This is a genomic window from Pseudomonas sp. LABIM340, from assembly GCF_040017195.2.
Taxonomy (GTDB): Bacteria; Pseudomonadota; Gammaproteobacteria; order Pseudomonadales; family Pseudomonadaceae; genus Pseudomonas.
On record NZ_CM200227.1, the window covers coordinates 6,614,932 to 6,637,024 of the forward strand.

Below are 22,093 nucleotides of genomic sequence, written 5' to 3' on the forward strand. Positions count from 1 at the left end.
AGTGCTGGCAGGTGCCAGCCATTAGCTAAAGAGCGAATCGGTTCAGAAGAAGAGGTCGACGCGGAAATACACCGGGTGCTCGCGTCGCTCGATGATGTCGGGGCGCTCCAGGGAGCGCGCCAGGGTCACGGAGGCGGCGGCGTACTGCCCGCGCGCGCTGAACTCCAGGCCGTGGCCGCTCATGCGTCCGGAGAGGCCCGGGTTGTATTGGCCGTGCTCGATGGCACCGAAGTCGTAGGCGTAGGCCACGCCGTACTCCTGCACCCAGGGCAGCAGCGGCTCCCAGGTCACGGCGCGGCGCCAGCGCAGCTGGTTGCGCCAGTAGTAGCCGGAGTCGCCGGAGAGCGTCTGGTCCTTGAAGCCGCGGATCGAGCTGAGGCCGCCCAGGCTGATGCGCTGCGGGCTGTAGAGCACGTCTTCGCTGTGCTGGCCGGTGGCGAGGCTTTCGAAGCTGAAGGCTTGCTCCCACAGCGTGAACGGCTGCAGGTAGCTCAGGGTCAGGCTGTACTTGTTGTAGCGGGCGGTGGGGCTGCCGTGCGGGGCGCCATGCTCGTCATCCTGCGCGCCGAAGGCGCCGATGCCGCGCTGCCAGCCGATGTCGGCGTTGACGAAGGCACTGCCGATGCGCCGGCCATGGTTGAAGCCCAGGTTGAATTCGCTGAGGTGGGTGCTGGAGACGTCGAGCAGGGTGTCGTCGATGTAGTTGCGCGTGCGCTGGTGGCTGAGGCCGAAGTTCACCCCGGTCTTGCTCACGTCGTCGCGGTACAAAACACGCTCGGCGCCCAGCTGATGGGTCTCGTTGTCGCCGTCGTACTTGAAGGCGAAGCCGGCATCTTCGTTGCGGGTGCGGTAGTAGTTGCGGCTGTAGCTGTAGTTGAAGGTCCACCAGCCGTAGGGAACGCTGTACCACAGGCTCTGGTTGTCGGAGTGCTTCCAGTGGTCGCTGACCACGTCCTCGCCGTAGCGCAGGCCGAACTGGTCGGCCAGGCCCAACGGGCTGTCCCAGTCGAGGCCGACGCCGGCCTGCTGTTCGCCGGAGGTCGCGTCGCCGTTGTTGTCGCGACTGGCGGAGACGCGCCAGGGCTTGCTGCGCTCGCCCTTGAGCTGCACGCGGCTGCCGCCGACTTCCTTGCCCGGCACCAGCTCCATCTGCGCCTGACGCGAGGGCAGACGGTTGATCTGGTCGACCAGCTGTTCCAGGTCACGCAGGTTGAGGACTTCGCCGGTGGTGCCGGGGAAAGTCATCGCCAGCTCGCGTTCGCTGGCCAGCCCGGACTGGTCGAAGCCCTCGAGGCGGCCCTCGACGACGATGATCTTCAGCTCGCCGCTGGAGAGGTCCTGTTGCGGCAGGTAGGCGCGGGTGGTGACGAAGCCGCGCGAGAGGTAATGGTCGGTGATGCCCTTGAGCAGCTCGTTGAGCTGGTTCACGCCCAGGCATTGGCCCTGATACGGCGCCAGCAGCGCTTCGCGCGAGCGCGCGTCGAGGTGCTCGGCGCCTTCGAGGCTGATGCTGCGGATGGCGAAGCAACGGGTGTCCGGCGCGGTGGTCGGCGGCGCTTCGGTCGGCGCCTTGCCGGGGAGCTGCTGGAGCTCTTCCAGGCGCTGGCGCTGTTCGCGCAGCAATTGTTCCTGGCGCTGGCGCTGAAGGTCGTTGTCACCCGGCGAGGGGAGTGGCGCGGCAAAGCTTGCCGAGGCACAGCAGAATGCCAGGACGGGCATCCAGCCACGGTAGAGAGCATGCATCCTTACGATCCCTGTCGTCTGGCCGTGCGGCCAGTTCATCTAAAAAGACGAATTGGATCATATTTGATACATGATGCCCTTAGGCCATTACCCCGACGAACTGTAAGCCATTTCCCAATTTCTGGGAGATGCGGCGCACAAACGACGCTTGCCTGTGCGCCTGATTGTCACACTTTGGGTACCAGCGCCGGCAGCAATTGCCGGGAGATCGCCTCGCGCACGGCGGGCAGCAGGGTCGCATTCCCGGCGAGCATTTCCTCCACCAGGCGGCGCAGCGCCAGCGAGCGCTCCGGGGTCAGGCCGCGCACGGCGTATTCGCAGGCCTGCTCGGCGGTGATGCCCGGCGGCACGGCGAAACCCAGCGCTTGCAGGCGTTCGCGGAAATCGTCCTGGTCGATCAGGTCGGCGTGCATCATCGCGGGTCTCCTTGGGAGCGGCAGGGGTCTGCATCGATTCTGGTAAGCCCGGCGGGGCGCGGCAAGCATCTGTCCGACGGAATGTCCGCGGCGGGCAAGCGCAGGTCGTTTTCGGCTAACCGAGGCGGCGGCGCGACGCGCAGACTGGCTTCCATACCCTGCAGCTGGCACCGGCGCCAGCTGCGGGGCCTCGCACACTGAGAGCCTGCACCGGCTCGATTTGTCCCCTGCCGCGCGTCGGGCGCCGCAGGGGATTTTTTTGTCCGGCTTGCGCCGCTTCACTGCTCGCGCTGCAACACCAGGATGCGCGACAGCAGTTCGTCGCGGTCGATGTAGCAGCCCTGCAGGTGCCGTTCGCCGCTGGCCGGGTCGAAGGCGGTGCGGGCGTGCAGGGTGCGGCGGTTGTCGAAGCACCACATCTGCCCGGCGCGCAGCTTCTGTTGCAGGCGGAAGCGCGAGTCACGGGTGAGCGTGAGGAAGGCGCGCCAGGCGTGGTACAGCGCATCCATGCGCTCGGCCGGGGCGTCGAAGGGGCCGCGGAGGAAGTTGGCGATGCGGATTTCGCTGATCTCGCCCCGCGCGTCCAGGGCAATCACCGGCGCCAGGCAGCGGTAGTCGCTGCGGCGGTCCTTGTTGCGGAATTCAATGGGCATCTCGCACAGCGTGCGGAAGTCTTCCGGCGCTTCGTCGCGCAGCGCCCGGGCAATGGCGAAACCGTCGACGAACACGCTGTCGCCGCCGTCGGCGTTGTTCACCAGGCAATGCAGGAATTGCAGCCCCGGTTGCAGTTCGCGGGTCGGCAGGTCGGTGTGCAGCGGCAGGTTGAAGGCGGTGTAGGCGTTGCTGTCGGCGGCCTCGGCCTTGGACTTCACATCGAACAGCACGCCGAAATTGGTCTCGCGGATAAAGGCGATGCGCTGGGCGATGCGATGCAGGGAGCCGGGCGCGGTGGGCACGCCGTCCACGCGGCTGAGGCCGAGGTCGCGCAGGGCGAGCATCCATTCCAGCAGCGCCGAGTCGTCGTCCATCAACTGGTCGTGCTGGAACACCGGCACCTCGAAGTCGCGGCGCCAGACGCGGGTGGTCTGGTGCGCGGCTAGGCGTTCGGCGCGGGACTCGTCGTCATAGGCGTGGGCGCGCAGCCAGCCCGGGTCGTACTGACTGCGGTGGCCATCGCTCCAGTGCAAACACAGATAGCCCAGTTCGATGGCGGCCCGCTCGGGCGCAAGATCGGCGGGCACGTCGATGACCTCCAGCACCTGCTCGCGGGTGACCGCGTAGACGCATTCGCCGCACGGGCAGTTGTCGCGCAGCCACTGGTGATGGAAGGGACTGACGCGGCCGTCGTCCCATACCAGGTCGAGGCGGTTGGCCTGCGGGCGCAGCGAGGTCAGCGCGGCGGTCTGTGGATAAGTGCGCCAGTCGGCGATGGTGGGACGTTCCAGCGTCGTTTCCATGCTCTTCTCCTTGTCAGCTCAGGCTGCGGCGCAGGGCCGCGATCAGGGCGCCGCGCAGGGCATCCACCTCCGCCACGCGCCGGGCGCGAAGGCAGCCGTGGACGAGCCCGGCACCGGGGAAGTAATCCACCGCCACGCCGGCTTCGCGCAGGCGGTCGCGGTACAGCGCTCCGTCGTCGCGCAACGGGTCGAACTGGGCGACGGCGATGAAGGCCGGCGGCAGGCCGCCGAGGTCTTCGGCGAGCAGCGGCAGCGCCAGCGGGTCGCGCCGGTCGGCGGGGCGCGAGAGGTAGGCGGCGAGGTATTCGTCCACCGCCGCACTGGTCATCAGCGGCGCGTCGGCGCAGGTGGTGCGCGAGGGTGTGTCGCGGTTGCCCAGCGCGGGGTAGATCAGCGCCTGGGACAATGGCTGCGCTTCGCCGCTACCGCGCAGGGCCAGGCACAGCGCCGCGGCGAGGTTGGCGCCGCCGCTGTCGCCGGCGACCGCGATGCGGGTTTTATCCACAGGCTCGCCGAGGCCGTCCTGGTGAATCCGCCGCCAGGTGTCGAGGCAGTCGTTGAGGGCCGCGGGATAAGGGTGTTCGGGCGCCAGCCGGTAGCTGATGGCGATCACCAGTGCGCCCAGTTCGGCGGCCAGGGGAATGCAGATCATGTCGTGGGTGCGGGCGTTGCCCAGCACCCAGCCGCCGCCGTGGATGTAGAACACCGTGGGCCAGCCATTCGCCGGCGGTGCGCCTTCGGGCCGGTAGAGGCGCAGCTCGACCAGGCCGTCAGGCTGCACGTCGCGCACCAGCAGGCCCGGCGGAATCGGTGGCGCAAAGGCGGCGGCCATGCGCTCGTAGTTTTCCCGCTGGGCGGCGAGCGTGGGGCCTTCCAGTGGGTGAGCTTCCGTCTCGGTGACGAAGGCCTGCATGGCATCGGACAGCGGATAGCGCCGGCTCATGCCCGCTCGGCCCGGCAGGCCGATGACGCGGCCGACGTAATCCGGGCGCGGCAGCGGGCGATGGGCCTCGGCCAGCGCCAGCACGCGCTCGAGTACCACGCCTTCGAAGGGTGCCGAGCGCGCGCCGCCTTCGAGGTTCACGTGCAGCAGCATCTGTTCGCTGGCGGCCAGGGCGAGGTCTTCGTTGGCGCGGTGCAAGCTGTGGAAAACCTGCAGGCGCTTGCGGTCGTGGGCGATCAGTTGGGTGCGCACTTCGACCTTCTCGCCCTCCTTCACCTCGTGCAGGTAGTTGAGGTGCACCTCGAGGGTGAACAGTGAATCGTTGGTCGCCGCGCGGTGCTCGGCGTCGAGCCCGAGGTGGTCCATCAGGGCGTCGGTGGCGTAGCTGAACAGCAGCAGGTAGAAGGCATCGCGCAGGTGGCCGTTGTAGTCGGTCCACTCGGCGAGGATGGGGGTTTCGTAGGTTTTCAGGGCGTGGGTCATGTTCGCGTCCGAAGAGCCCCTCTCCCCGGCCCTCTCCCTGAAGGGAGAGGGGGTGGTTTGGAGCGAATGATGAACCGTGAGGTTAGTCGGCGAAGGCGAAGCCGTGCCTGGACTTGGTCTCCTTGATCGCCCCGAGCACCGCCAGCAGGCAGTCGTCGCGGTAGCGCTCCAGCTCGGCGATGCTGCGGCTGCCCTGCTGCTCGGAGGTACCTTCCACCACGCGGTCGATCAGGGTGTCGGTCAGTTCCGGGGCTGGCAGGTAGGTCCAGGGCAGTTGCAGCGCCGGGCCGAACTGGGCCATGAAGTGGCGCATCCCGGCATTGCCGCCGGCCAGGGTGTAGGTGAGGAAGGTGCCCATGAAGGACCAGCGCAGGCCGGCGCCGAAGCGGATCGCGTCGTCGATCTCGCCGGTGCTGGCGACGCCGTCGTTGACCAGGTGCAACGCTTCGCGCCAGAGGGCTTCGAGCAGGCGGTCGGCGATGAAGCCGGGGACTTCCTTGCGCACGTGCAGCGGCCGCATGCCGAGGAACTGGTAGACCTGGATGGCGGCCTGCACCGCTTCCGGCGCGGTCTTCGCGCCGCCCACCACTTCCACCAGCGGCAGCAGGTACACCGGGTTGAACGGGTGGCCGACCACGCAGCGCTCGGGGTGCGTGGCGTCGGCGTAGAACTCGCTGGGCAGCAGGCCCGAGGTGCTGGAGCCGATCAGGGCGTCGGGCTTGGCGGCGGCGCTGATCTTCGCGTGCAGCTCGCATTTCAGGTCGAGGCGTTCGGGGGCGCTTTCCTGGATGAAGTCGGCATCGCGCACGCACTCTTCGATGGTGGCGACGAAGCGCAGGCGATCGGGCGAGGCGCCGGGGGCAAGGCCGGCCTGTTCCAGCGCCGGCCAGGCGTTGGCGATGCGCGCACGCAGCGCGGCTTCCGCGCCGGGCGCTGGGTCCCAGGCGATGACGTCGAGGCCATGGGCCAGGGCGCGGGCGACCCAGCCGCTGCCGATGACGCCGCTGCCGAGAGCGGCGAAGGTCTTGATTTGGGTGATGAAGGACATGGGTGGCTCCGGAAAGGTGGCGGGGCGTCGGGTTCTTCGTAGGGCGCATAACGCGCAGCGTTATCCGCCGATCCTGTTCGGCGGCGGATAACCCGTTCCGGGTTACTCGCCCTACGGTTCGCAATCAGCGGGCCTTGAGGTTCATCTTCCTGCGCCCCTCGGCCGGGGTCAGGGCGCGGCCGCCCAGGCGCTCGATGATCTCGATGGCGCGCTCGACCAGTTGGCCATTCGTGGCGTGCACGCCACGGTCCAGCCAGATGTTGTCCTCCAGGCCGACCCGCACGTTGCCGCCCAGCAGCATCGCCTGGGCGACCATCGGCATCTGCGAGCGGCCGATGCCGAAGCCGGCCCAGGTCAGGCCGTCGGGGATGTTGTCGGCCATGGCCTTCATGGTGGTGGTGTCGGCCGGGGCGCCCCATGGGATACCGAGGCAGATCTGGATCAGCGGGTCTTCCAGCAGGCCTTCCTTGAGCATCTGCCTGGCGAACCAGAGGTGGCCGGTATCGAAGATTTCCAGCTCGGCCTTCACTCCCAGCTCGGTGATGCGCCTGGCGCCGGCGCGCAGCTGGGCCGGGGTGGAGACGTAGATGAAGTCGCCGTCGCCGAAGTTCAGGGTGCCGCAGTCCAGGGTGCAGATTTCCGGCAGCAGCTCCTCGACGTGCTTGAGGCGCTCCAGCGGGCCGACCAGGTCGGTGCCGGCGCCGAACTCCAGCGGCTGTTCGCCCTGGCCGATCTGCAGGTCGCCGCCCATGCCGGCGGTGAGGTTGATGATGATGTCGGTGTCGCTCTCGCGGATGCGTTCGACCACTTCGCGGTAGAGGTTCACGTCGCGGCTGGGCTTGCCGGTCTGCGGGTCGCGGACGTGGCAGTGGGCGACGGTGGCGCCGGCCTTGGCGGCCTCGATGGCGGCGGCGGCGATTTCCTTGGGGGTGACGGGAATGGCCGGGTGCTTGCCGACGGTATCGCCGGCGCCGGTCACCGCGCAGGTGACTATCACTTCATGGTTCACGGTGGCTGTCCTTCTTCGGGTCGAACGAACCCACTGCGCGCCGGAGGACGCGCAGGGAGTTGCTGGTGGGAGGTGTTTGTCCGGGCGCTATTTCAGCGAGGCCTGGACGGCGGCGAGGCCATCCTTGCCGTCATAGGTGGTCACGCCGTCGAGCCAGGCCTTGAGCGGCTCGGGGTTCTGTTTCAGCCAGGCCTTGGCGGCGTCCACCGGCTGGCTGCGGTCGAGGATCGGCACCATCACCTGGCTCACCTGCTCGCTGCTGAACTTGAGGTTGTGCAGCAGCTTGGCGACGTTGCCGCACTGCGCCTGGTAACCGCCGGCGGTCATGATCGAGACGGTGGCGGAGCCTTCGTCGGGGCCGAATACGTCGTCGCTGCCGGTGAGGTATTTCATGTCGATCTGCAGGTTCATCGGGTGCGGCTTCCAGCCGAAGAACACCACCCACTGCTTGCGCTTGATGGCGCGCTTGACAGCGGTGAGCATGCCGGCCTCGCTGGACTCGACGATCTGGAAGCCCTTCAGGCCGAACTTGTCGTCGGCGATCATCTTCGCGGTGATGCGGTTGGAGCCGCTGCCGGGCTCGATCAGGTAGATCTTGTTGCTCAGCTTGTCCTTGAACTTGGCGATGTCGGCGAAGGTCTTCAGACCGCCGTCATAGACATAACTGGGGACGGCGTAGGTGGACTGCGCGTCGGGCAGGGTCGGCGGGGTGATCACGTCGATCTGCTGCTTGTCGAGGTAGGGTTTGGCCACCGGCTGCATGGTCGGTTGCCAGTAGCCGAGGAAGACGTCGAGCTGCTTGTCGGCCATGCCGGCCAGGATGATCTGCTGCGAGGCGCTGGTCTGCTTGACCTTGTAGCCCAGGCCGTCGAGCACGGCCTCGGCCACGGCGCTGCTGGCCACCACGTCGGTCCAGTTCACCGTGCCCATGCGCACGTTCTGGCACTGGGCGGGCTCGGCGGCCCAGCTGGTGCTGGCGGCGAGCATGAGCGCGGCACAGCCGAGCGCTTGGATCGATAGCTTCATGACTTCTCCCTCAAGGCCTTTGCGGCATTGGTTATCGTTGTTGTGTGTCATGCGGCCCCTCACGGGGGGCTGTGGTGATCAAATTACGCAGCTGCGGGGGAGGTGGATCGCACTGCGGCGACCAGCTCTTGCACAGCAGCGACCTCCCCGATTGCCAGGGCGACGTCCTTGGTTCATAAGCATGGGCTCAGCTGCCACCCAGCTGCCCCCAATTGCACGGTACCCGCCATGTCCCAAGACTTCTGGTTCCTGCTGTTGCCCGGTTTTTCGGTGATGGGTTTCGTCTCCGCCGTGGAGCCGCTGCGGGTGGCCAACCGTTTTCGCGGCGAGCTGTATCGCTGGCACCTGATGAGCCTGGACGGTGGGCCGGTGCTGGCCAGCAACGGCATGTCGATGAACGCCGACAGTGGCCTGGAAGCGCTGCGCGAGGGCGACACCCTGCTGGTGGTGGCCGGCTTCGAACCGCTGCGCGCCTGCACCCCGGCGCTGCTGCACTGGCTCAAGCGCCTGGACCGCGACGGCGTGATCCTGGGCGGCATCGACACCGGCAGCTTCGTGCTGGCCGAGGCCGGGCTGCTGCAGCGCCAGCGCTGCACGGTGCACTGGGAGGCGCTGGATGCCTTCCGGGAGACTTATCCACAGGTGCAAGCAACCCAGGAGCTGTTCGAGATCGACGGGCCGCGCATCACCTCCGCCGGCGGCACCGCGTCCATCGACCTGATGCTCGACCTGATCGCCCAGGCCCACGGGCCGGAGCTGGCGGTGCAGGTGTCGGAGCAGTTCGTGGTCGGGCGCATCCGCACTCGCCAGGACCACCAGCGCCTGCAGGTCGCCAGCCGCTACGGGGTGAGCAACCGCAAGCTGGTGCAGGTGATCGGCGAGATGGAGCGCCACACCGAGCCGCCGCTGTCGACGCTGGAGCTGGCCGAACGCATCCAGGTGACCCGGCGCCAGCTCGAGCGCCTGTTCCGCCTGCACCTGAACGACACGCCGTCGAACTTCTACCTCGGCCTGCGCCTGGACAAGGCACGCCAGCTGCTGCGCCAGACCGACATGAGCGTGCTGGAGATCGGCGTGGCCTGCGGCTTCGAGACGCCCTCGTACCTGTCGCGAAGTTACCGGGCGAAGTTCGGCGTGTGCCCGAGCCAGGATCGGGTGGGGTTGCGCAAGGTGGCCGCGAAAGCTGTTCTGCCACAGGCATAAGTCTGGTGCCTGGGCGGTTCCGTCACCCCCAGGATGTATGGCGGCTGGACCTGTAGGAGCGCGCCATGCGCGCGATCGCGGGCATGGCCCGCTCCTACAATGAACAGCTCGGTGCAGGACCGCTGCTACGAAAAGCAAAAGCGATTGGCAATATCTGTGGGATTACCGTCATTTACCCCATCCAGGGTCGGGCGGAGTATGGAGATCAGGTTCAAACCCTCACTGCCTTCGGAGACCACCATGAGCGAAACCCGTCCCCCTCTGCCGCCGTTCACCCGCGAAACCGCCATCCAGAAAGTCCGCCTCGCCGAGGACGGCTGGAACAGCCGCGATCCGCACCGCGTGTCGCTGGCCTACACGCCGGACAGCCGCTGGCGCAACCGCGCGACCTTCGTCCAGGGCCGCGAGCAGATCGTCCAGTTCCTCACCGCCAAGTGGGTGCGCGAGCAGCAGTATCGGCTGATCAAGGAACTCTGGGCCTTCACCGACAACCGCATCGCCGTGCGCTTCGCCTACGAGTGGCACGACGACTCGGGCAACTGGTTCCGTTCCTACGGCAACGAGAACTGGGTGTTCGACGAGAACGGCCTGATGTTCGAGCGCCACGCCAGCATCAACGACCTGCCGATCAGCGAGGACGAGCGCCTGTTCCGCTGGCCGCAGGGCCGCCGGCCAGACGATCATCCGTCGTTGAGTGAGCTGGGGCTGTAAGGACAGTTATCCACAGGGACGCCGGAGGCACCCGCAGGATGGCGTGGAGCGAAGCGATACCCATCGTCAGCCGATACGCCCTGTGGAAAACCCTGTAGGGCGCATAACGCGCCAGCGTTATCCGCCGCAAAGGGCCGGCGGATAACCTGTTCCAGGTTATCCGCCCTACCATTCGGCTATCAGGCCGGGACTGCCTGGGCGGGAGCGGCCGACGTCGCGCGGCTCTCTTCCAGGATCATCGCCGCCGCGCGCTCGCCGAGCATGATGCAGGGTGCGTTGGTGTTGCCGCTGATGAGCGTCGGCATGATCGACGCGTCCACCACGCGCAGTCCCTTCAGGCCGTGAACGCGCAGGCGCAGGTCGACCACCGCCTGCGGGTCTTCGCCCATCTTGCAGGTGCCCACCGGGTGGAACACGGTGGCGGCGTATTCGCGCAGGTGCTCCAGCAGTTGCTCGTCGGTCTGCACCTGCGGGCCGGGGAGCATCTCGGCGCCACGGATGCTGTCGAACTCCGGCTGGGCAAGGATCTTGCGCGCCAGCTTCACGCCTTCCACCAGCACGCGGCCGTCTTCCTCGTTGGCGAGGAAGTTGTAGTCGATCTCGATGTCGCCACCGGGCTTCACCCGCAGCTCGCCGATGCTTTTCGGCCGCAGCACGCAGGTGTGCACGGCGTAGCCATGGCCCCATTCGAACAGGCGGCCACGGTGGCTGCGGTAGCCGGGCACGAAGTGGAACTGCACGTCAGCCAGACCATCCGCCAGAGGTGTGCGGGCGAACCCGCCGGCCTCGACGTAGTTGGTGGTCAGCCAGCCCTTCTTCGCCAGCAGATACTTGAACGGCGAGAGCAGGATCTGCGGCAGCGAGCCGAGGGAGAAGCCCAGGCTCAGCGGGCTCGGCGAACGCACGGTGACCAGGCCGTCGAGGTGGTCCTGGAGGTTCTTGCCCACACCCGGCAGGTCGTGTTTCACCGGGATGCCGGCGGCTTTCAGTTCGGCCGCCGGGCCGATGCCGGAAGCCAGCAGGATCTGCGGCGAGCCGAGGGCACCGGCGGTGAGGATCACCTCGCGGCTTGCCTGCAGGCGTTCGCCGCTGCGCAGTTCGATGCCGGTGACGCGCTCGCCGTCGAGCAGCAGGCGGCCCACCTGGCGGTCGGTCAGCACAGTGAGGTTGGGGCGCTGCAGCGGCGCGACGAAGGCGCGGTAGCTGCTCAGGCGCTTGGCGTCCTTCTGGGTCAGGTTGTAGATGCCGACGCCTTCGAACTCGCGGCCGTTGAAGTCATCGTTGCGGCGCAGGCCAATCCGTTCGCCGGCCCTGATGAACAGGCTGGACAGCGGGTTGGGGTCGCGCGGCTTGTCCACCACCAGCTCACCCAGGGTGCCGTGCAGCGCCGGGTCCTGGCCGAGCAGGTTGCGCTCGGATTTCTTGAAGAACGGCAGCACTTCCTTCCAGCCCCAGCCGGGGCAGCCTTCGGCTTCCCAGCGGTCGTAGTCGGAAGCGTGGCCGCGGATGTAGATCATGCTGTTCATCGAACTGGAGCCGCCCAGCGCCTTGCCACGCGGGCAGTGCAGCGAGCGATTGTTCAGGCGCTTCTGCGGCGCGGAGTAGAAGTTCCAGCTGAACACCTTGCTCTTGTACAGGGTGATGGTGCCGGCCGGGGTCTGCACTCGCGGGCTGGCGTCGCTGCCGCCAGCCTCCAGCAGGCAGACGCGCACCGACGGGTCGGCGCTCAGGCGGTTGGCCAGCACGCAGCCGGCGGAGCCGGCGCCGACGATGAGGTAGTCGTAGGTGGAATCGTGGTTTGAAGACAAGGCGGGGCTCCCATTGAGTCTTGCGTGAATCGCAGAACCCCTCACCCCAACCCTCTCCCGAGGGGAGAGGGGGCCGAACGGTGCTGCAGCGAATCACCGCATCGGCCGGCGCCCTGCAGGAGGCGCCAGCCAGCGGCAGGTCAGTGCGCTTCTTCCAGGTCGTCGTGCAGCAGCCCGAGGATCTCGCGCTTCATCTCGATGAACTGGCGGTCCATGACCATGTCCAGCGAGCGCGGGCGCTCGATGGGCACGTCGAGGATGCGCTTGATGCGGCCGGGGCGAGCGCCCATGACGTAGACGCGGTCGCCCAGCAGGATGGCCTCGTCGATGTCGTGGGTGACGAACACCACGGTCTTCTTGCTGTGGTCCCACACGCGCAGCAGCAGTTGCTGCATCTGCATGCGGGTCTGGCTGTCGAGCGCGCCGAAGGGCTCGTCCATCAGCAGGATCTGCGGGTCGTTGGCCAGCGCGCGGGCAATCGCCACGCGCTGCATCATTCCGCCGGAAAGCTGCTTGGGATAGTTGTTCTCGAAGCGGCGCAGGCCGACTTCGTCGAGGTAGTAGTCGACGATCTCGCGGCGCTCGGCCGCCGGCATGCCGCGGCGCTTGAGGCCGAACTCGACGTTCTGGCGCACGGTGAGCCAGGGAAACAGGGTGTAGCTCTGGAACACCATGCCGCGGTCGGCGCCGGGGCCGTCGACCAGCAGGCCGCCGACGTAGATGTCGCCCTCGGTGGGCTCGGCCAGGCCTGCGGTGAGGTAGAGCAGGCTCGATTTGCCGCAGCCCGACGGGCCGACGATGACCGCGAACTGTTGGTCCGGCACCTCGAAGGAGACGTTCTCCAGCGCGCTGAAGGTGCCGCCGTCCGGCGTGCGGTAGCGCAGGCTGACGTTCTCCACCCGCAGGCGGGCCGGGTTGGCAGCTTGCTGACCGGTCACGGCGGGTTCTTCCTGCTTGATCGCTACTGCGCCCATGACGCCACCTTCAGTCGGATGAATCGGAAGAGTTGGTCGGTGATCAGGCCCAGCAGGCCGATGATGGCGATGGCCAGGAAGATCACGTCGACCTGGAAGCCACGCATGGCCTTGAGGCTGATGTAGCCCAGGCCACTGGAGGCGGCGACCAGTTCGGCGACCACCAGGTAGGTCCAGGCCCAGCCCATGGTCACGCGCAGGGTGTCGAGCACGCCGGGCAGCGAGGCCGGGCCGAGCACGTGGAGGACCACGTCGCGACGGTTGCAGCCCAGGGTGTAGGAGGCGTTCACCAGGTCCTTGGCGACGCCGCGGGAGACGTCGGCGATCATCACCAGCTGCTGGAAGAACACGCCGAAGATGATCACGGTGACGCGCTGTTCCAGGCCGATGCCGATCCACAGGATGAACAGCGGTACGAAGGAGGTCACCGGCAGGTAGCGGATGAAGTTCACCAGCGGTTCGAGGAAGGCCTGGACGATGCGGAAGCTACCCATCAGCAGCCCCAGCGGCACCGCCACCAGCGAGGAGACGATGAAGCCGATCATCACCACCTTGACGCTGGCCATCACGTGGGTGGCGAGGGTACCGTCGCTGGCCAGGCGCACGCCGGCCGCGAGCACCGCGTCCGGGGTCGGCAGGAACATCGCCGGTACCACGCCGCCGTAGGAAAGCCCGGCCCACAGGCCGAACACGAGGAGCCAGCACAGGGTGCCGGCGGACCAGACCAGCTTCAACGGCAGGTCGACCTTGGGCGTCAGGCAACGGCTGAGCCAGGATTGCGAACGACGAGGCATCGCGGATTCCTCCAGGCGAGCGGCGCCAGGCCGCCCGCGGGGACAGAGAGTGAGACGGTTACTCGGAGACGAAACGCGGGTCGACCAGGTCGTCGTAGCTGACTTCCAGGCGCTTGCCCTGCAGGCCGCTCCAGGTCTCGTTGGCGAGACGGATCAAACCCTTGATGTCGCCGGGCTTGCCGGGGGTGCCAATGAGCTGCTCGCTCATCGCCTTGTCGTAGAAGCGCACGCCCTTGGCGGCATCGGCCAGGGCCTTGGGATCGGAGAGGTAGCCGCCGACACCCTTGGCCATGATCGCGTAGGCCTCGTCCGGGTGCTCCTTGGTGTATTGCACGGCCTTGTACAGGCCCTTCACCAGGGCCTTCACGTCTTCGGGCTGCTTCTCGATGACGTCGCAGTTGAGGGCGACCACGTCGACGATCACGCCGGGGGTGGTGGAGCTGTCCACCAGCACCTTGCCCTGCTGCTTCTCGCGCACCAGCGAGAGATGCGGCTCCCAGGTCACGGCGGCGGGCACGCGGCCGGCGATGAAGGCGCTGGCGGCGTCATCGGCGGTCATGTTCTGCACCTTGATGTCGCTCATGTTCATGCCGGCGTGCTTGAGCAGGTAGGCCAGCCAGAACTGCGAGACGGAGCCTTCGTTGACCGCCACTTCCTGGCCCTTGAGCTGGGCCAGCGAGGTGACGTCCTTGCCCACCAGCACGCCGTCGCCGCCATGGCTGTCGTCCAGCGCGGCCACGGCCTTGAAGCAGAACTTGGGACGGTACTTGAGGATTTCGTCGATGGTGGAGGCGGAGCCGGACAGCTGGCCGGAGGCCTGGGCCGCCATGTACATCGAGGCTTCCTCGATGGTGGTCAGCTGCAGGTCCAGGCCCTGCTCCTTGAAGTAGCCCAGGTCGCGGGCGAGGTACAGGGTGCCGTAGCCGACCCAGGTGGTGTGGCCGATGGACAGGGTGCCGGCCTGCGCGCCAGAAACGGCGGCTAGAGCCAGGGCGGAACACGCGATGGAACGCACGAGCAAGGACTTGATCATGAAGCACTCCCACAGCCGGTTGGCTTTTTTGTTGATTTACTGCGGCAGTGGCCAGAAGGCCGGTAGAACCGGGACATGCGCGGCATCGAGCTCTATGGCTCAGCGTCTGAAGGCTTTGTCTCGCGACATGTCTGACAGACCGATGGTCGCCGAAGCGGGAGGCTCGGAAAATTATTAAATATGTCGTTGCGCCATAAGAAAAAGCTGCCTTGCCGGCGAAATTGCACCAGCATGGCGCAGGGGAGAACTCGGACACGCGCGGGTACTTTCGCGCTGCACTAAGGTTGAACGCAGCTCTCCTCAAGGAAGGTTTCCAACATGGCTTTACGTCCCGTTCTGTCAGCCCTGGCGCTCGCCATCGGGCTCTCGCTGCACCCCGCTCTTTCCTTCGCCGCCGCCCCCCAGGCCCCCGCCGTCACCGAGCTGAAATGGCCGCGGGACTTCGCCCTGGGCGAGCAGCACGTACAGATCTTCCAGCCGCAGATCGAGGGCTGGGACGGCACCCGCATGAGCGGCCGCGCGGCCATCGCCATCGGTCCCGCCAACGGCGCACCGACCTACGGCGTGGCGCAGTTCTCCGCCGCCGCCGCCATCGACAAGGCCACGGGGCTGGTACAGCTCACCGACCTGCGCATCGACAAGGTGGAAGTGCCCACCGCCCCGGACAGCGCCGGCAAGGTGCGTGACGCGCTGGTGGCGCGCCTGCCCAAGGACGGCCTGACCGTCTCCCTCGATGAGCTGCAGGCCAGCTACGCGGTGAACCAGCAACTCGACCAGCTGCGCCATGTGGAGGTGAAGAACGACGCGCCGCAGATCGTCTTCGCCGCGATCCCGACGGTGCTGGTGATGATCGATGGCCAGCCGAACTGGCAGGCCCTGCCGAGCAGCGACTTCCAGCGCGTGCTCAACAGCCGCGTGCTGGTCCTGCGCGACGCCCAGGGCAACCACTACCTCAATGCCGCCGGCAACTGGTACACGGCCCAGGCGCTGGATGGCAGCTGGCTGGTGCTGAGCCAGCCGCCCAAGGCGCTGCTCAACGCGCAGCAAGTGGCGGAGAAAGCCGGCCCGGTGGACGCCCTGCTGCCCAAGGACGGCAAGGTGCCGGGCAAGGCGCCGGCGATCCTGGTGGCGACCCGCCCCACGGAACTGATCGTCAGCGACGGCACCGCACAGATGCAGCCGGTCGACGGCGTCAGCCTGCTGACGATGAAGAATGCCGACCACGCGGTGTTCGTCGATCCGACCCACAACACCTGGTACGTGCTGCTCTCCGGCCGCTGGTTCAGTGGCCCCGGCGAGCAGGGCCCGTGGCAGTTCGTCGAGGGCAAGGACCTGCCCGCCGACTTCGCGAAAATCTCGCCCAAGGACCCGAAGGCCAACGTACTGGTATCGGTGCCCGGTACTCCGCAGGCCAAGGAAGCGGCCATCGCCGCAAGCATCCCGCAGACGGCCTCGGTCTCGCGCAGCAAGGCGACCATGAAGGTCAGCTACGACGGTGCGCCCAGCTTCCAGCCCATCAGCGGCACCAGCCTGCAGTACGCGGTGAACACACCGACGCCGGTGATCGAGGTTGCGCCCAACCAGTTCTTCGCCGCCACCAACGGCGTCTGGTTCGTTGCCCCCAGCCCCACCGGCCCATGGCAGGTGGCGACCGAAGTGCCGGCAGCGATCTACGGCATCCCGCCCAGCTCGCCGGTGTACTACGTGACCTACGTGCACATCTACTCGGTCACCCCGCAGACCGTAGTGGTGGGCTACACGCCCGGCTACCTGGGCGTGGTGGTGAACAGCGACGGCACGGTGGTCTACGGCACCGGCTACACCTACCCGGCGTACGTCAGTCAGACCGTCTACTACGGCTATCCGCCGACCTACGGCTACGGCGCGGGCTTTGCCGTGGGCGCGCTGACCGGCTTCGCCTTCGGTTACGCGGCGGGCGCCTACTGGGGTTCCCCGGAACCCTACTGGGGCCCGTACTGGGGCCCCTATCCGCACGGCGGCTGGAGCTACGCCAACGTGAACCAGGCGAACTTCTACGGCCGCTGGGGCCAGGGCACGGTGACCCACGCCTACGGCTACAACGGCTGGACCGGCACCCAGTGGCAGGGCAGCTCGGCGGTGGGCTACAACCCGCGCACCGGTACGCACTTCCAGGGCGCCCAGGGTTCGGCCTTCAATCCCTACACCGACGAGGGCGCGGCCGGGCGGCGCGGGGCTTACTCCAACGCCTCCACCGGCATGTCCGGCGCGGGCCGCAGCGGCGTGGCCTACGACGCCGACAGCGGTGACTTCAAGGCCGGCCAGCAGGGCATCCAGCACAACGCCCAGACCGGCCGCACCACCATCGCCGAGCGTGGCGTCTCCGGCGACGTGGACGACGGGCGCGGCAGCTACGACAAGCAGAACCAGGGCATCAGCTACAACCGGCGCACCGGCAACGCCGTGGCCTGGAAGAACGGCGACGTCTACGCCGGCCACGACGGCAACGTCTACCAGCACACCGACAGCGGCTGGCAGCAGCACACCAGCAACGGCTGGCAACCGGTACAGCAGAACCAGGCCAACGTCCGCAGCCAGCTGGACCAGCAGTACCAGTCGCGGCAGATCGGCCAGCAGCGCTTCAACCAGACCCAGAGGCAGTGGGGCGGCGGCGGCTTCGGTGGCGGGCATTTCGGCGGGGGCCATTTCGGTGGAGGGGGCTTGCGCCGCTGAGCCTGTGGACAAGGTTTTCCACAGCACTGGTGACTGTGGAAAACCACTCCGGGCGAGGCGAAAAACTTATCCACACGCCTTGCCCTTCCCCGCACGCCCTCGGCAAGATGCCCGCTCCCACCACCATCGCGGGGTTGCCGTGACCGCTCTGTTCCAGGCCCTCTGGCCGTTGTTCGCGCTGATCGTCGGCGGCTTCGTGCTGCGCCGCAAAGGTTTCCCCGGCGATGCCTTCTGGCCGGCCGCCGAGCGGCTCAACTACTTCATCCTGTTCCCCGCGCTGCTCGCCAGCAGCCTGGCCAGCGCGCCGCTGAACGACCCCGGCCTCGCCCGCCAGGCGCTGGCGGTGATGCTGGGCCTGGGCATTGCCTGGGTTGTCCTGCTGGTCGTCAAACGCCTGCGCGGCTGGAACGCCGCACGTTTCGGCGCCATCGCCCAGGGCGTTTTGCGCTTCAACACCTACCTGGGACTTGCCGCTGTCGGCAGCCTGTACGGCAAGCCGGGGCTGACCCTGGCCGCGCTGATGCTGGCGCTGATGGTGCCGACGGTGAACGTGATGTCGGTGTGGGCGCTGACCGCCGAGCGCGGCATCAGCCTGCGCTCGCTGCTGCTGCCGATCGTGAAGAACCCGCTGATCCTCGCCTGCGTGGCCGGCGCCGTGCTCAACGTGACGGGCATCGGCCTGCCCGGCGGCACCGACCGGCTGTTCAATCTGCTCGCCGTGGCCAGCCTGCCGCTGGGCTTGCTCTGCGTAGGCGCCGCGCTGCAGCCGCAGGAACTGCGCGCAGAAGCCTCGGCGCTGGGCTGGAACTGCGCGATCCGCCTGCTGGCCATGCCGCTGCTGGCCTTCGCCATCGCCCGCCTGCTCGCCTTGCCGCCCCTGGAAAGCGCGCTGCTGGTGCTGTTCTTCGCCTTGCCCACCGCCCCGACCGCCTATGTGCTGACCCGCCAGCTGGGCGGCGAGAGCGGACTGATGGCCGGGATCATTACCCTGCAGACGTTGCTGGCCGGCGCCAGCCTGCTGGTGGTGATGGGATTGATCCAGACGCTCGCCTGATCATTCTCGGGCATTGTCTGCTGGTCCCATCGAATTCCCTCCATCGCAACGACGGTCGCGCCGCGGGCAATTTCGCCCGGCGGACGCCTATCGCCGGCACCGTGATCCACAATGGAAGCAGGCGATCCTGGCGTGGTCGGGCAGCTGAGCTGACGCCACCGTTTTTCTCTCACGACGAGGCAACACCGTGCGTCTCTGGCTGATCCTGCTGGCTCTGATTGCTCCTCTGTCGTGGGCCGCGAGCGTGACGAAGGAATTCACCTTCGCCGGTACCGACTACTTCCATCGCTGGTCCCGGGAGGATCAGCACGAGTTCACGCCACAAGGCCAGGAGGACCTGGCGAAATGGCAGGACATGCTCACCCTGCACCGCTACACGGCGGCCCGGAACGCCGAGCAGATGGCAGCCGTGGCCAACGCTGTGCTGGATAACTACAAGCAGCAGGGCGCGATGATCCTCAAGGTCGACGCCAGCCCTGCCCGGGGCAGCCAGCCCGCGGTCTATTTCATTGCCGCCGTGTTCCCGCAACCGAGCTTCATCGAAGCGGTGTTCACCCGCCTCAAGCTGGAGAACGGCGCGGGCACTGGGGTGATCTACTCCCACAGGCTCTACGGCAAGACAATTGGCGAAAGCATGAGCGCCTGGCTCAAGGCCAACGCCGACGCGCGGGAAAACGAGCTGATGGACTGGCAGCCGCCAGTCAAAGCTTTCCAGCGCCGCTGAATCAGCGCGGGGAAGACTCGCTGCCAGGCTGTCGCGGGCATCGCCCGCTCCTAGAGAAATCGCTCCGATCAGCGGTCATCGTCCGCGAAAGCCTGCTGAAAGCTTGACCCCCTAGCATCGCCGCCTCGGTCCTCCCGGCCGGACCTGCGTTCGCGCAGCGTACAAAAACAACAATCGGTGATCGCCCATGCCCCGTTTCCTGTCCCTACCCGCCCCGACTCCGTCCGCACCGCGCGTGCTTACCCACAGCCGCTGCTGAATCCCCCGCGCCGACCCGGAGTTATCCCCATGCTGACTTTCCTCGCCTTCGCCATGGTGGCGACCTTCATGTTCCTGATCATGACCAAGCGTCTGTCGGCGCTGATCGCGCTGATCCTGGTCCCGATCGCCTTCGCCCTGCTCGGCGGCTTCGCCAAGGGCCTGGGGCCGATGATGCTGGACGGCATCCGCACCCTGGCGCCGACCGGCGTGATGCTGATGTTCGCCATCCTCTACTTCGCCATCATGATCGACTCCGGACTGTTCGACCCGGCGGTGCGGCGCATTCTCAGGCTGGTCAAGGGCGACCCGCTGAAGGTGTCGATGGGCACCGCCGCGCTGGCGATGATCGTCTCGCTGGATGGCGACGGCTCGACCACCTACATGATCTGCGTGGCGGCCGTGCTGCCGCTGTACAGCCGGCTGGGCATGAGCCCGCTGCTGATGGCCTGCCTGATCATGCTCTCCAGCGGCGTGCTGAACATGACTCCCTGGGGCGGCCCGACCGCCCGCGCGGCCAGCGCGTTGCACGTGGACCCGGCGGACATCTTCGTGCCGATGATCCCGGCCATGCTCGCCGGGATCGCGGCGATCTTCGGCCTGGCCTGGGTCTACGGCAAACGCGAGCGCGCCCGCCTGGGCGAACTGCACCTGCCCACCGACCACGAGGCCATGGCCGAGGTCAGCGTTTCGCAGTTCCCCGAAGCGCGCCGGCCGAAGCTGCTGTGGTTCAACGCGGTGCTCACGGTGGTCCTGATGGGCACCCTGATCGCCGGCCTGCTGCCGATGCCGGTTCTCTTCATGATCGCCTTCGGAATCGCGATGATCGTGAATTATCCCTGCATCATGGAGCAGAAGAAGCGCATCGGCGCCCACGCCGAGAACGTCCTCGCGGTGGTCTCGTTGATCTTCGCCGCCGGGGTCTTCACCGGGATTCTTTCCGGAACGGGCATGGTCGAAGCCATGTCGAAAAGCCTGCTGGCGGTGATCCCGCCGGCGCTGGGACCGTACCTGGCGACCATCACGGCGCTGGTGAGCATGCCGTTCACCTTCTTCATGTCGAATGACGCTTTCTACTACGGCGTGCTCCCGGTACTCTCCCAGGCCGCCGCGCAGTACGGCATCACCCCGGTGGAAATGGCCCGCGCCTCCATCGTCGGCCAGCCGGTACACCTGCTCAGCCCGCTGGTGCCCTCCACCTACCTGCTGGTGGGGCTGGCCAAGGTGGACTTCGGCGACCACCAGCGCTTCACCCTCAAGTGGGCCGTGCTGGTGTGCCTGGCGATCCTCGCCGCGGCCCTGCTGCTGGGCCTGTTCCCCCTGTTCAGTAAATGAACAGCTTAACGACTGACTTCGAGTACCGATTAAATGGAATGGCTCACCAGCCCTGAAATCTGGATTGCGTTCTTCACCCTGACTGCCCTGGAGATCGTCCTGGGCATCGACAACATCATCATGATTTCCATCCTGGTCGGCCGCATGCCCAAGCACATGCAGCCGCGCACGCGCTTCTTCGGGCTGGCGCTGGCGATGGTCACGCGCATCCTGCTGCTGCTCTCGATCACCTGGGTCATGCGTCTCACCGCGGACCTGTTCCAGGTGTTCGGCCAGGGCATCTCCGGGCGTGACCTGATCCTGTTCTTCGGCGGCCTGTTCCTCCTGTGGAAAAGCAGCAGCGAGATATTCCACGGCCTGGAAGGCGAGGACGAAACCGAGGGCGAACCCAAGAGCGTGATGGGCGGCTTCATCGGCACCATCATCCAGATCGCCATCATCGACATCGTGTTCTCGCTGGACTCGGTGATCACCGCCGTGGGCATGGTCTCCAACGTGCCGGTGATGGTCGCGGCGATCATCGTCGCGGTGCTGGTGATGATGCTGGCGGCCGGCGCCATCAGTGACTTCATCGACAAGCACCCGTCGCTGAAGATGCTCGCGCTGTCGTTCCTCATCGTGGTCGGCACCGTGCTGATCGCCGAAGCCTTCGAAGTCCACGTGCCCAAGGGCTATGTCTACTTCGCCATGGCCTTCTCGCTGGCGGTGGAAGCGCTGAACATCCGCATGCGCACCGCGCGCGGCAAGAAGGAAGACCCGGTGAAACTGCGCAAGGACATTCCGGGGCAGTAATTCACAAGCGTTATCCACCGGCAGTGCATAACAGCCGGGCCATAAAAAACCGGGCTATCCACAGCCCGGTTTATCCACAGCAGTTCGACATCAAGGGCGTGCGACCGGCTCCGGCCAGTTCAGTACGCCCTTGTCGTTGAAGCGCACCGTGCCGAACAGACCACCCGCCAGCTTGCCGTTGATCTCGTAGGGCATGCCCTGGCGCGGCGGCCCGCCGGACAGGCCCCAGGCCTGGCGGAGGGCGGAGAAGGCCGAGATGCTCACCGGCACGCTGATCACCGTTTCACCAAAGCGCGGCACCTGCCCGCTGGCATCGCTCACCCCGCTGGCCAGCGGCTGGCCGTTCACTGACAGGTCCAGGGCGATGCCGTTGTAGTCGATAGCCTGGTCATTGGGGTTCTGCACCCGCAGCTTGACCGTGAAGCGCGCCTCCATGCCCTGCCCGGTTGCAGGCTCCAGGCCGACCAGATCGATGTTCAGCGGGTCGCGCGTGCCGAACAGGCTGCTGCAGGCGCCCAGCGCCAGCAGCAAGGTCATCAGGGCAATACGCCGGGCAATCGCCATGCTCCC

The 22,093-nt window shown here is 67.0% G+C and carries 19 protein-coding genes and 1 pseudogene; 7 read left to right on the forward strand and 13 right to left on the reverse strand.

Going from position 1 to position 22,093, the window contains the following annotated elements:
• Nucleotides 1-42: 42 nt before the first annotated feature.
• The 8 genes and pseudogenes from ABKS89_RS30375 to ABKS89_RS30410 form a co-directional block, all read right to left on the reverse strand.
• Nucleotides 43-1,743, reverse strand: coding sequence for a ShlB/FhaC/HecB family hemolysin secretion/activation protein (locus ABKS89_RS30375; RefSeq protein WP_348588814.1), 1,701 nt, complete (start codon nucleotides 1,741-1,743; stop codon nucleotides 43-45).
• Nucleotides 1,744-1,910: 167 nt separating this feature from the next.
• Complete coding sequence (locus ABKS89_RS30380; protein ID WP_081519030.1) at nucleotides 1,911-2,159, reverse strand: hypothetical protein; 249 nt, start codon at nucleotides 2,157-2,159, stop codon at nucleotides 1,911-1,913.
• Between the two features lie 278 nt (nucleotides 2,160-2,437).
• Nucleotides 2,438-3,616, reverse strand: a complete 1,179-nt coding sequence (locus tag ABKS89_RS30385) for a gamma-butyrobetaine dioxygenase (protein WP_348588812.1) — start codon at nucleotides 3,614-3,616, stop codon at nucleotides 2,438-2,440.
• 13 nt (nucleotides 3,617-3,629) lie between these two features.
• The gene (locus tag ABKS89_RS30390) at nucleotides 3,630-4,559 is read right to left on the reverse strand and encodes an alpha/beta hydrolase fold domain-containing protein (RefSeq protein WP_518301066.1); all 930 of its coding nucleotides are present in this window, start codon (nucleotides 4,557-4,559) and stop codon (nucleotides 3,630-3,632) included.
• A 12-nt stretch (nucleotides 4,560-4,571) separates the two neighbouring features.
• Nucleotides 4,572-5,042: pseudogene (locus ABKS89_RS30395) on the reverse strand (thioesterase family protein); the annotation flags it as partial.
• Between the two features lie 82 nt (nucleotides 5,043-5,124).
• Nucleotides 5,125-6,090, reverse strand: coding sequence for an L-carnitine dehydrogenase (locus ABKS89_RS30400; protein ID WP_348588811.1), 966 nt, complete (start codon nucleotides 6,088-6,090; stop codon nucleotides 5,125-5,127).
• Between the two features lie 124 nt (nucleotides 6,091-6,214).
• Complete coding sequence (gene cdhC, locus ABKS89_RS30405) at nucleotides 6,215-7,099, reverse strand: 3-dehydrocarnitine:acetyl-CoA trimethylamine transferase CdhC (protein WP_138213504.1); 885 nt, start codon at nucleotides 7,097-7,099, stop codon at nucleotides 6,215-6,217.
• Nucleotides 7,100-7,186: 87 nt separating this feature from the next.
• Nucleotides 7,187-8,125, reverse strand: coding sequence for a choline ABC transporter substrate-binding protein (locus ABKS89_RS30410; protein ID WP_081519024.1), 939 nt, complete (start codon nucleotides 8,123-8,125; stop codon nucleotides 7,187-7,189).
• 228 nt (nucleotides 8,126-8,353) lie between these two features.
• Between ABKS89_RS30410 and ABKS89_RS30415 the strand changes: the two genes are divergently transcribed.
• Together ABKS89_RS30415 and ABKS89_RS30420 are read left to right on the forward strand one after the other, a co-directional pair.
• Nucleotides 8,354-9,328 (forward strand): GlxA family transcriptional regulator, encoded by a 975-nt coding sequence (locus ABKS89_RS30415; RefSeq protein ID WP_348588809.1) that lies wholly within the window; start codon nucleotides 8,354-8,356, stop codon nucleotides 9,326-9,328.
• Nucleotides 9,329-9,568: 240 nt separating this feature from the next.
• Nucleotides 9,569-10,039: a nuclear transport factor 2 family protein gene (locus tag ABKS89_RS30420; RefSeq protein WP_138213497.1), complete on the forward strand. Its 471-nt coding sequence runs from the start codon at nucleotides 9,569-9,571 to the stop codon at nucleotides 10,037-10,039.
• 179 nt (nucleotides 10,040-10,218) lie between these two features.
• On the opposite strand, the gene ABKS89_RS30425 is transcribed toward ABKS89_RS30420, so the two are convergent.
• From ABKS89_RS30425 to ABKS89_RS30440, 4 genes are all read right to left on the reverse strand, one after another.
• Nucleotides 10,219-11,847: a GMC family oxidoreductase gene (locus ABKS89_RS30425; protein ID WP_348588808.1), complete on the reverse strand. Its 1,629-nt coding sequence runs from the start codon at nucleotides 11,845-11,847 to the stop codon at nucleotides 10,219-10,221.
• A 140-nt stretch (nucleotides 11,848-11,987) separates the two neighbouring features.
• The gene (locus ABKS89_RS30430; protein ID WP_138213493.1) at nucleotides 11,988-12,821 is read right to left on the reverse strand and encodes an ABC transporter ATP-binding protein; all 834 of its coding nucleotides are present in this window, start codon (nucleotides 12,819-12,821) and stop codon (nucleotides 11,988-11,990) included.
• Nucleotides 12,809-13,615: an ABC transporter permease gene (locus tag ABKS89_RS30435; RefSeq protein WP_088420737.1), complete on the reverse strand. Its 807-nt coding sequence runs from the start codon at nucleotides 13,613-13,615 to the stop codon at nucleotides 12,809-12,811. The genes ABKS89_RS30430 and ABKS89_RS30435 overlap by 13 nt, the downstream gene beginning before the upstream one ends.
• A gap of 58 nt (nucleotides 13,616-13,673) precedes the next feature.
• Complete coding sequence (locus tag ABKS89_RS30440) at nucleotides 13,674-14,648, reverse strand: ABC transporter substrate-binding protein (RefSeq protein WP_138213492.1); 975 nt, start codon at nucleotides 14,646-14,648, stop codon at nucleotides 13,674-13,676.
• Nucleotides 14,649-14,966: 318 nt separating this feature from the next.
• On the opposite strand from ABKS89_RS30440, the gene ABKS89_RS30445 reads away from it, so the two are divergent.
• From ABKS89_RS30445 to ABKS89_RS30465, 5 genes are all read left to right on the forward strand, one after another.
• Complete coding sequence (locus ABKS89_RS30445) at nucleotides 14,967-17,360, forward strand: carbohydrate-binding family V/XII (protein ID WP_348588807.1); 2,394 nt, start codon at nucleotides 14,967-14,969, stop codon at nucleotides 17,358-17,360.
• A 79-nt stretch (nucleotides 17,361-17,439) separates the two neighbouring features.
• Entirely contained in the window at nucleotides 17,440-18,414 is a 975-nt protein-coding gene (locus ABKS89_RS30450; RefSeq protein WP_348588806.1) for an AEC family transporter, read from the forward strand.
• Between the two features lie 187 nt (nucleotides 18,415-18,601).
• Nucleotides 18,602-19,138, forward strand: a complete 537-nt coding sequence (locus tag ABKS89_RS30455; RefSeq protein ID WP_348588805.1) for an HI_0983 family protein — start codon at nucleotides 18,602-18,604, stop codon at nucleotides 19,136-19,138.
• Between the two features lie 288 nt (nucleotides 19,139-19,426).
• A complete protein-coding gene (locus ABKS89_RS30460) occupies nucleotides 19,427-20,731 on the forward strand; it encodes a CitMHS family transporter (protein ID WP_138213488.1) in 1,305 nt (434 codons plus the stop codon).
• A gap of 33 nt (nucleotides 20,732-20,764) precedes the next feature.
• A complete protein-coding gene (locus ABKS89_RS30465) occupies nucleotides 20,765-21,523 on the forward strand; it encodes a TerC family protein (RefSeq protein WP_138213487.1) in 759 nt (252 codons plus the stop codon).
• Nucleotides 21,524-21,613: 90 nt separating this feature from the next.
• Here ABKS89_RS30465 and ABKS89_RS30470 read toward each other — a convergent pair whose 3' ends face one another.
• Nucleotides 21,614-22,087, reverse strand: a complete 474-nt coding sequence (locus ABKS89_RS30470) for an LEA/WHy family protein (protein ID WP_138213486.1) — start codon at nucleotides 22,085-22,087, stop codon at nucleotides 21,614-21,616.
• Nucleotides 22,088-22,093 lie beyond the last annotated feature (6 nt).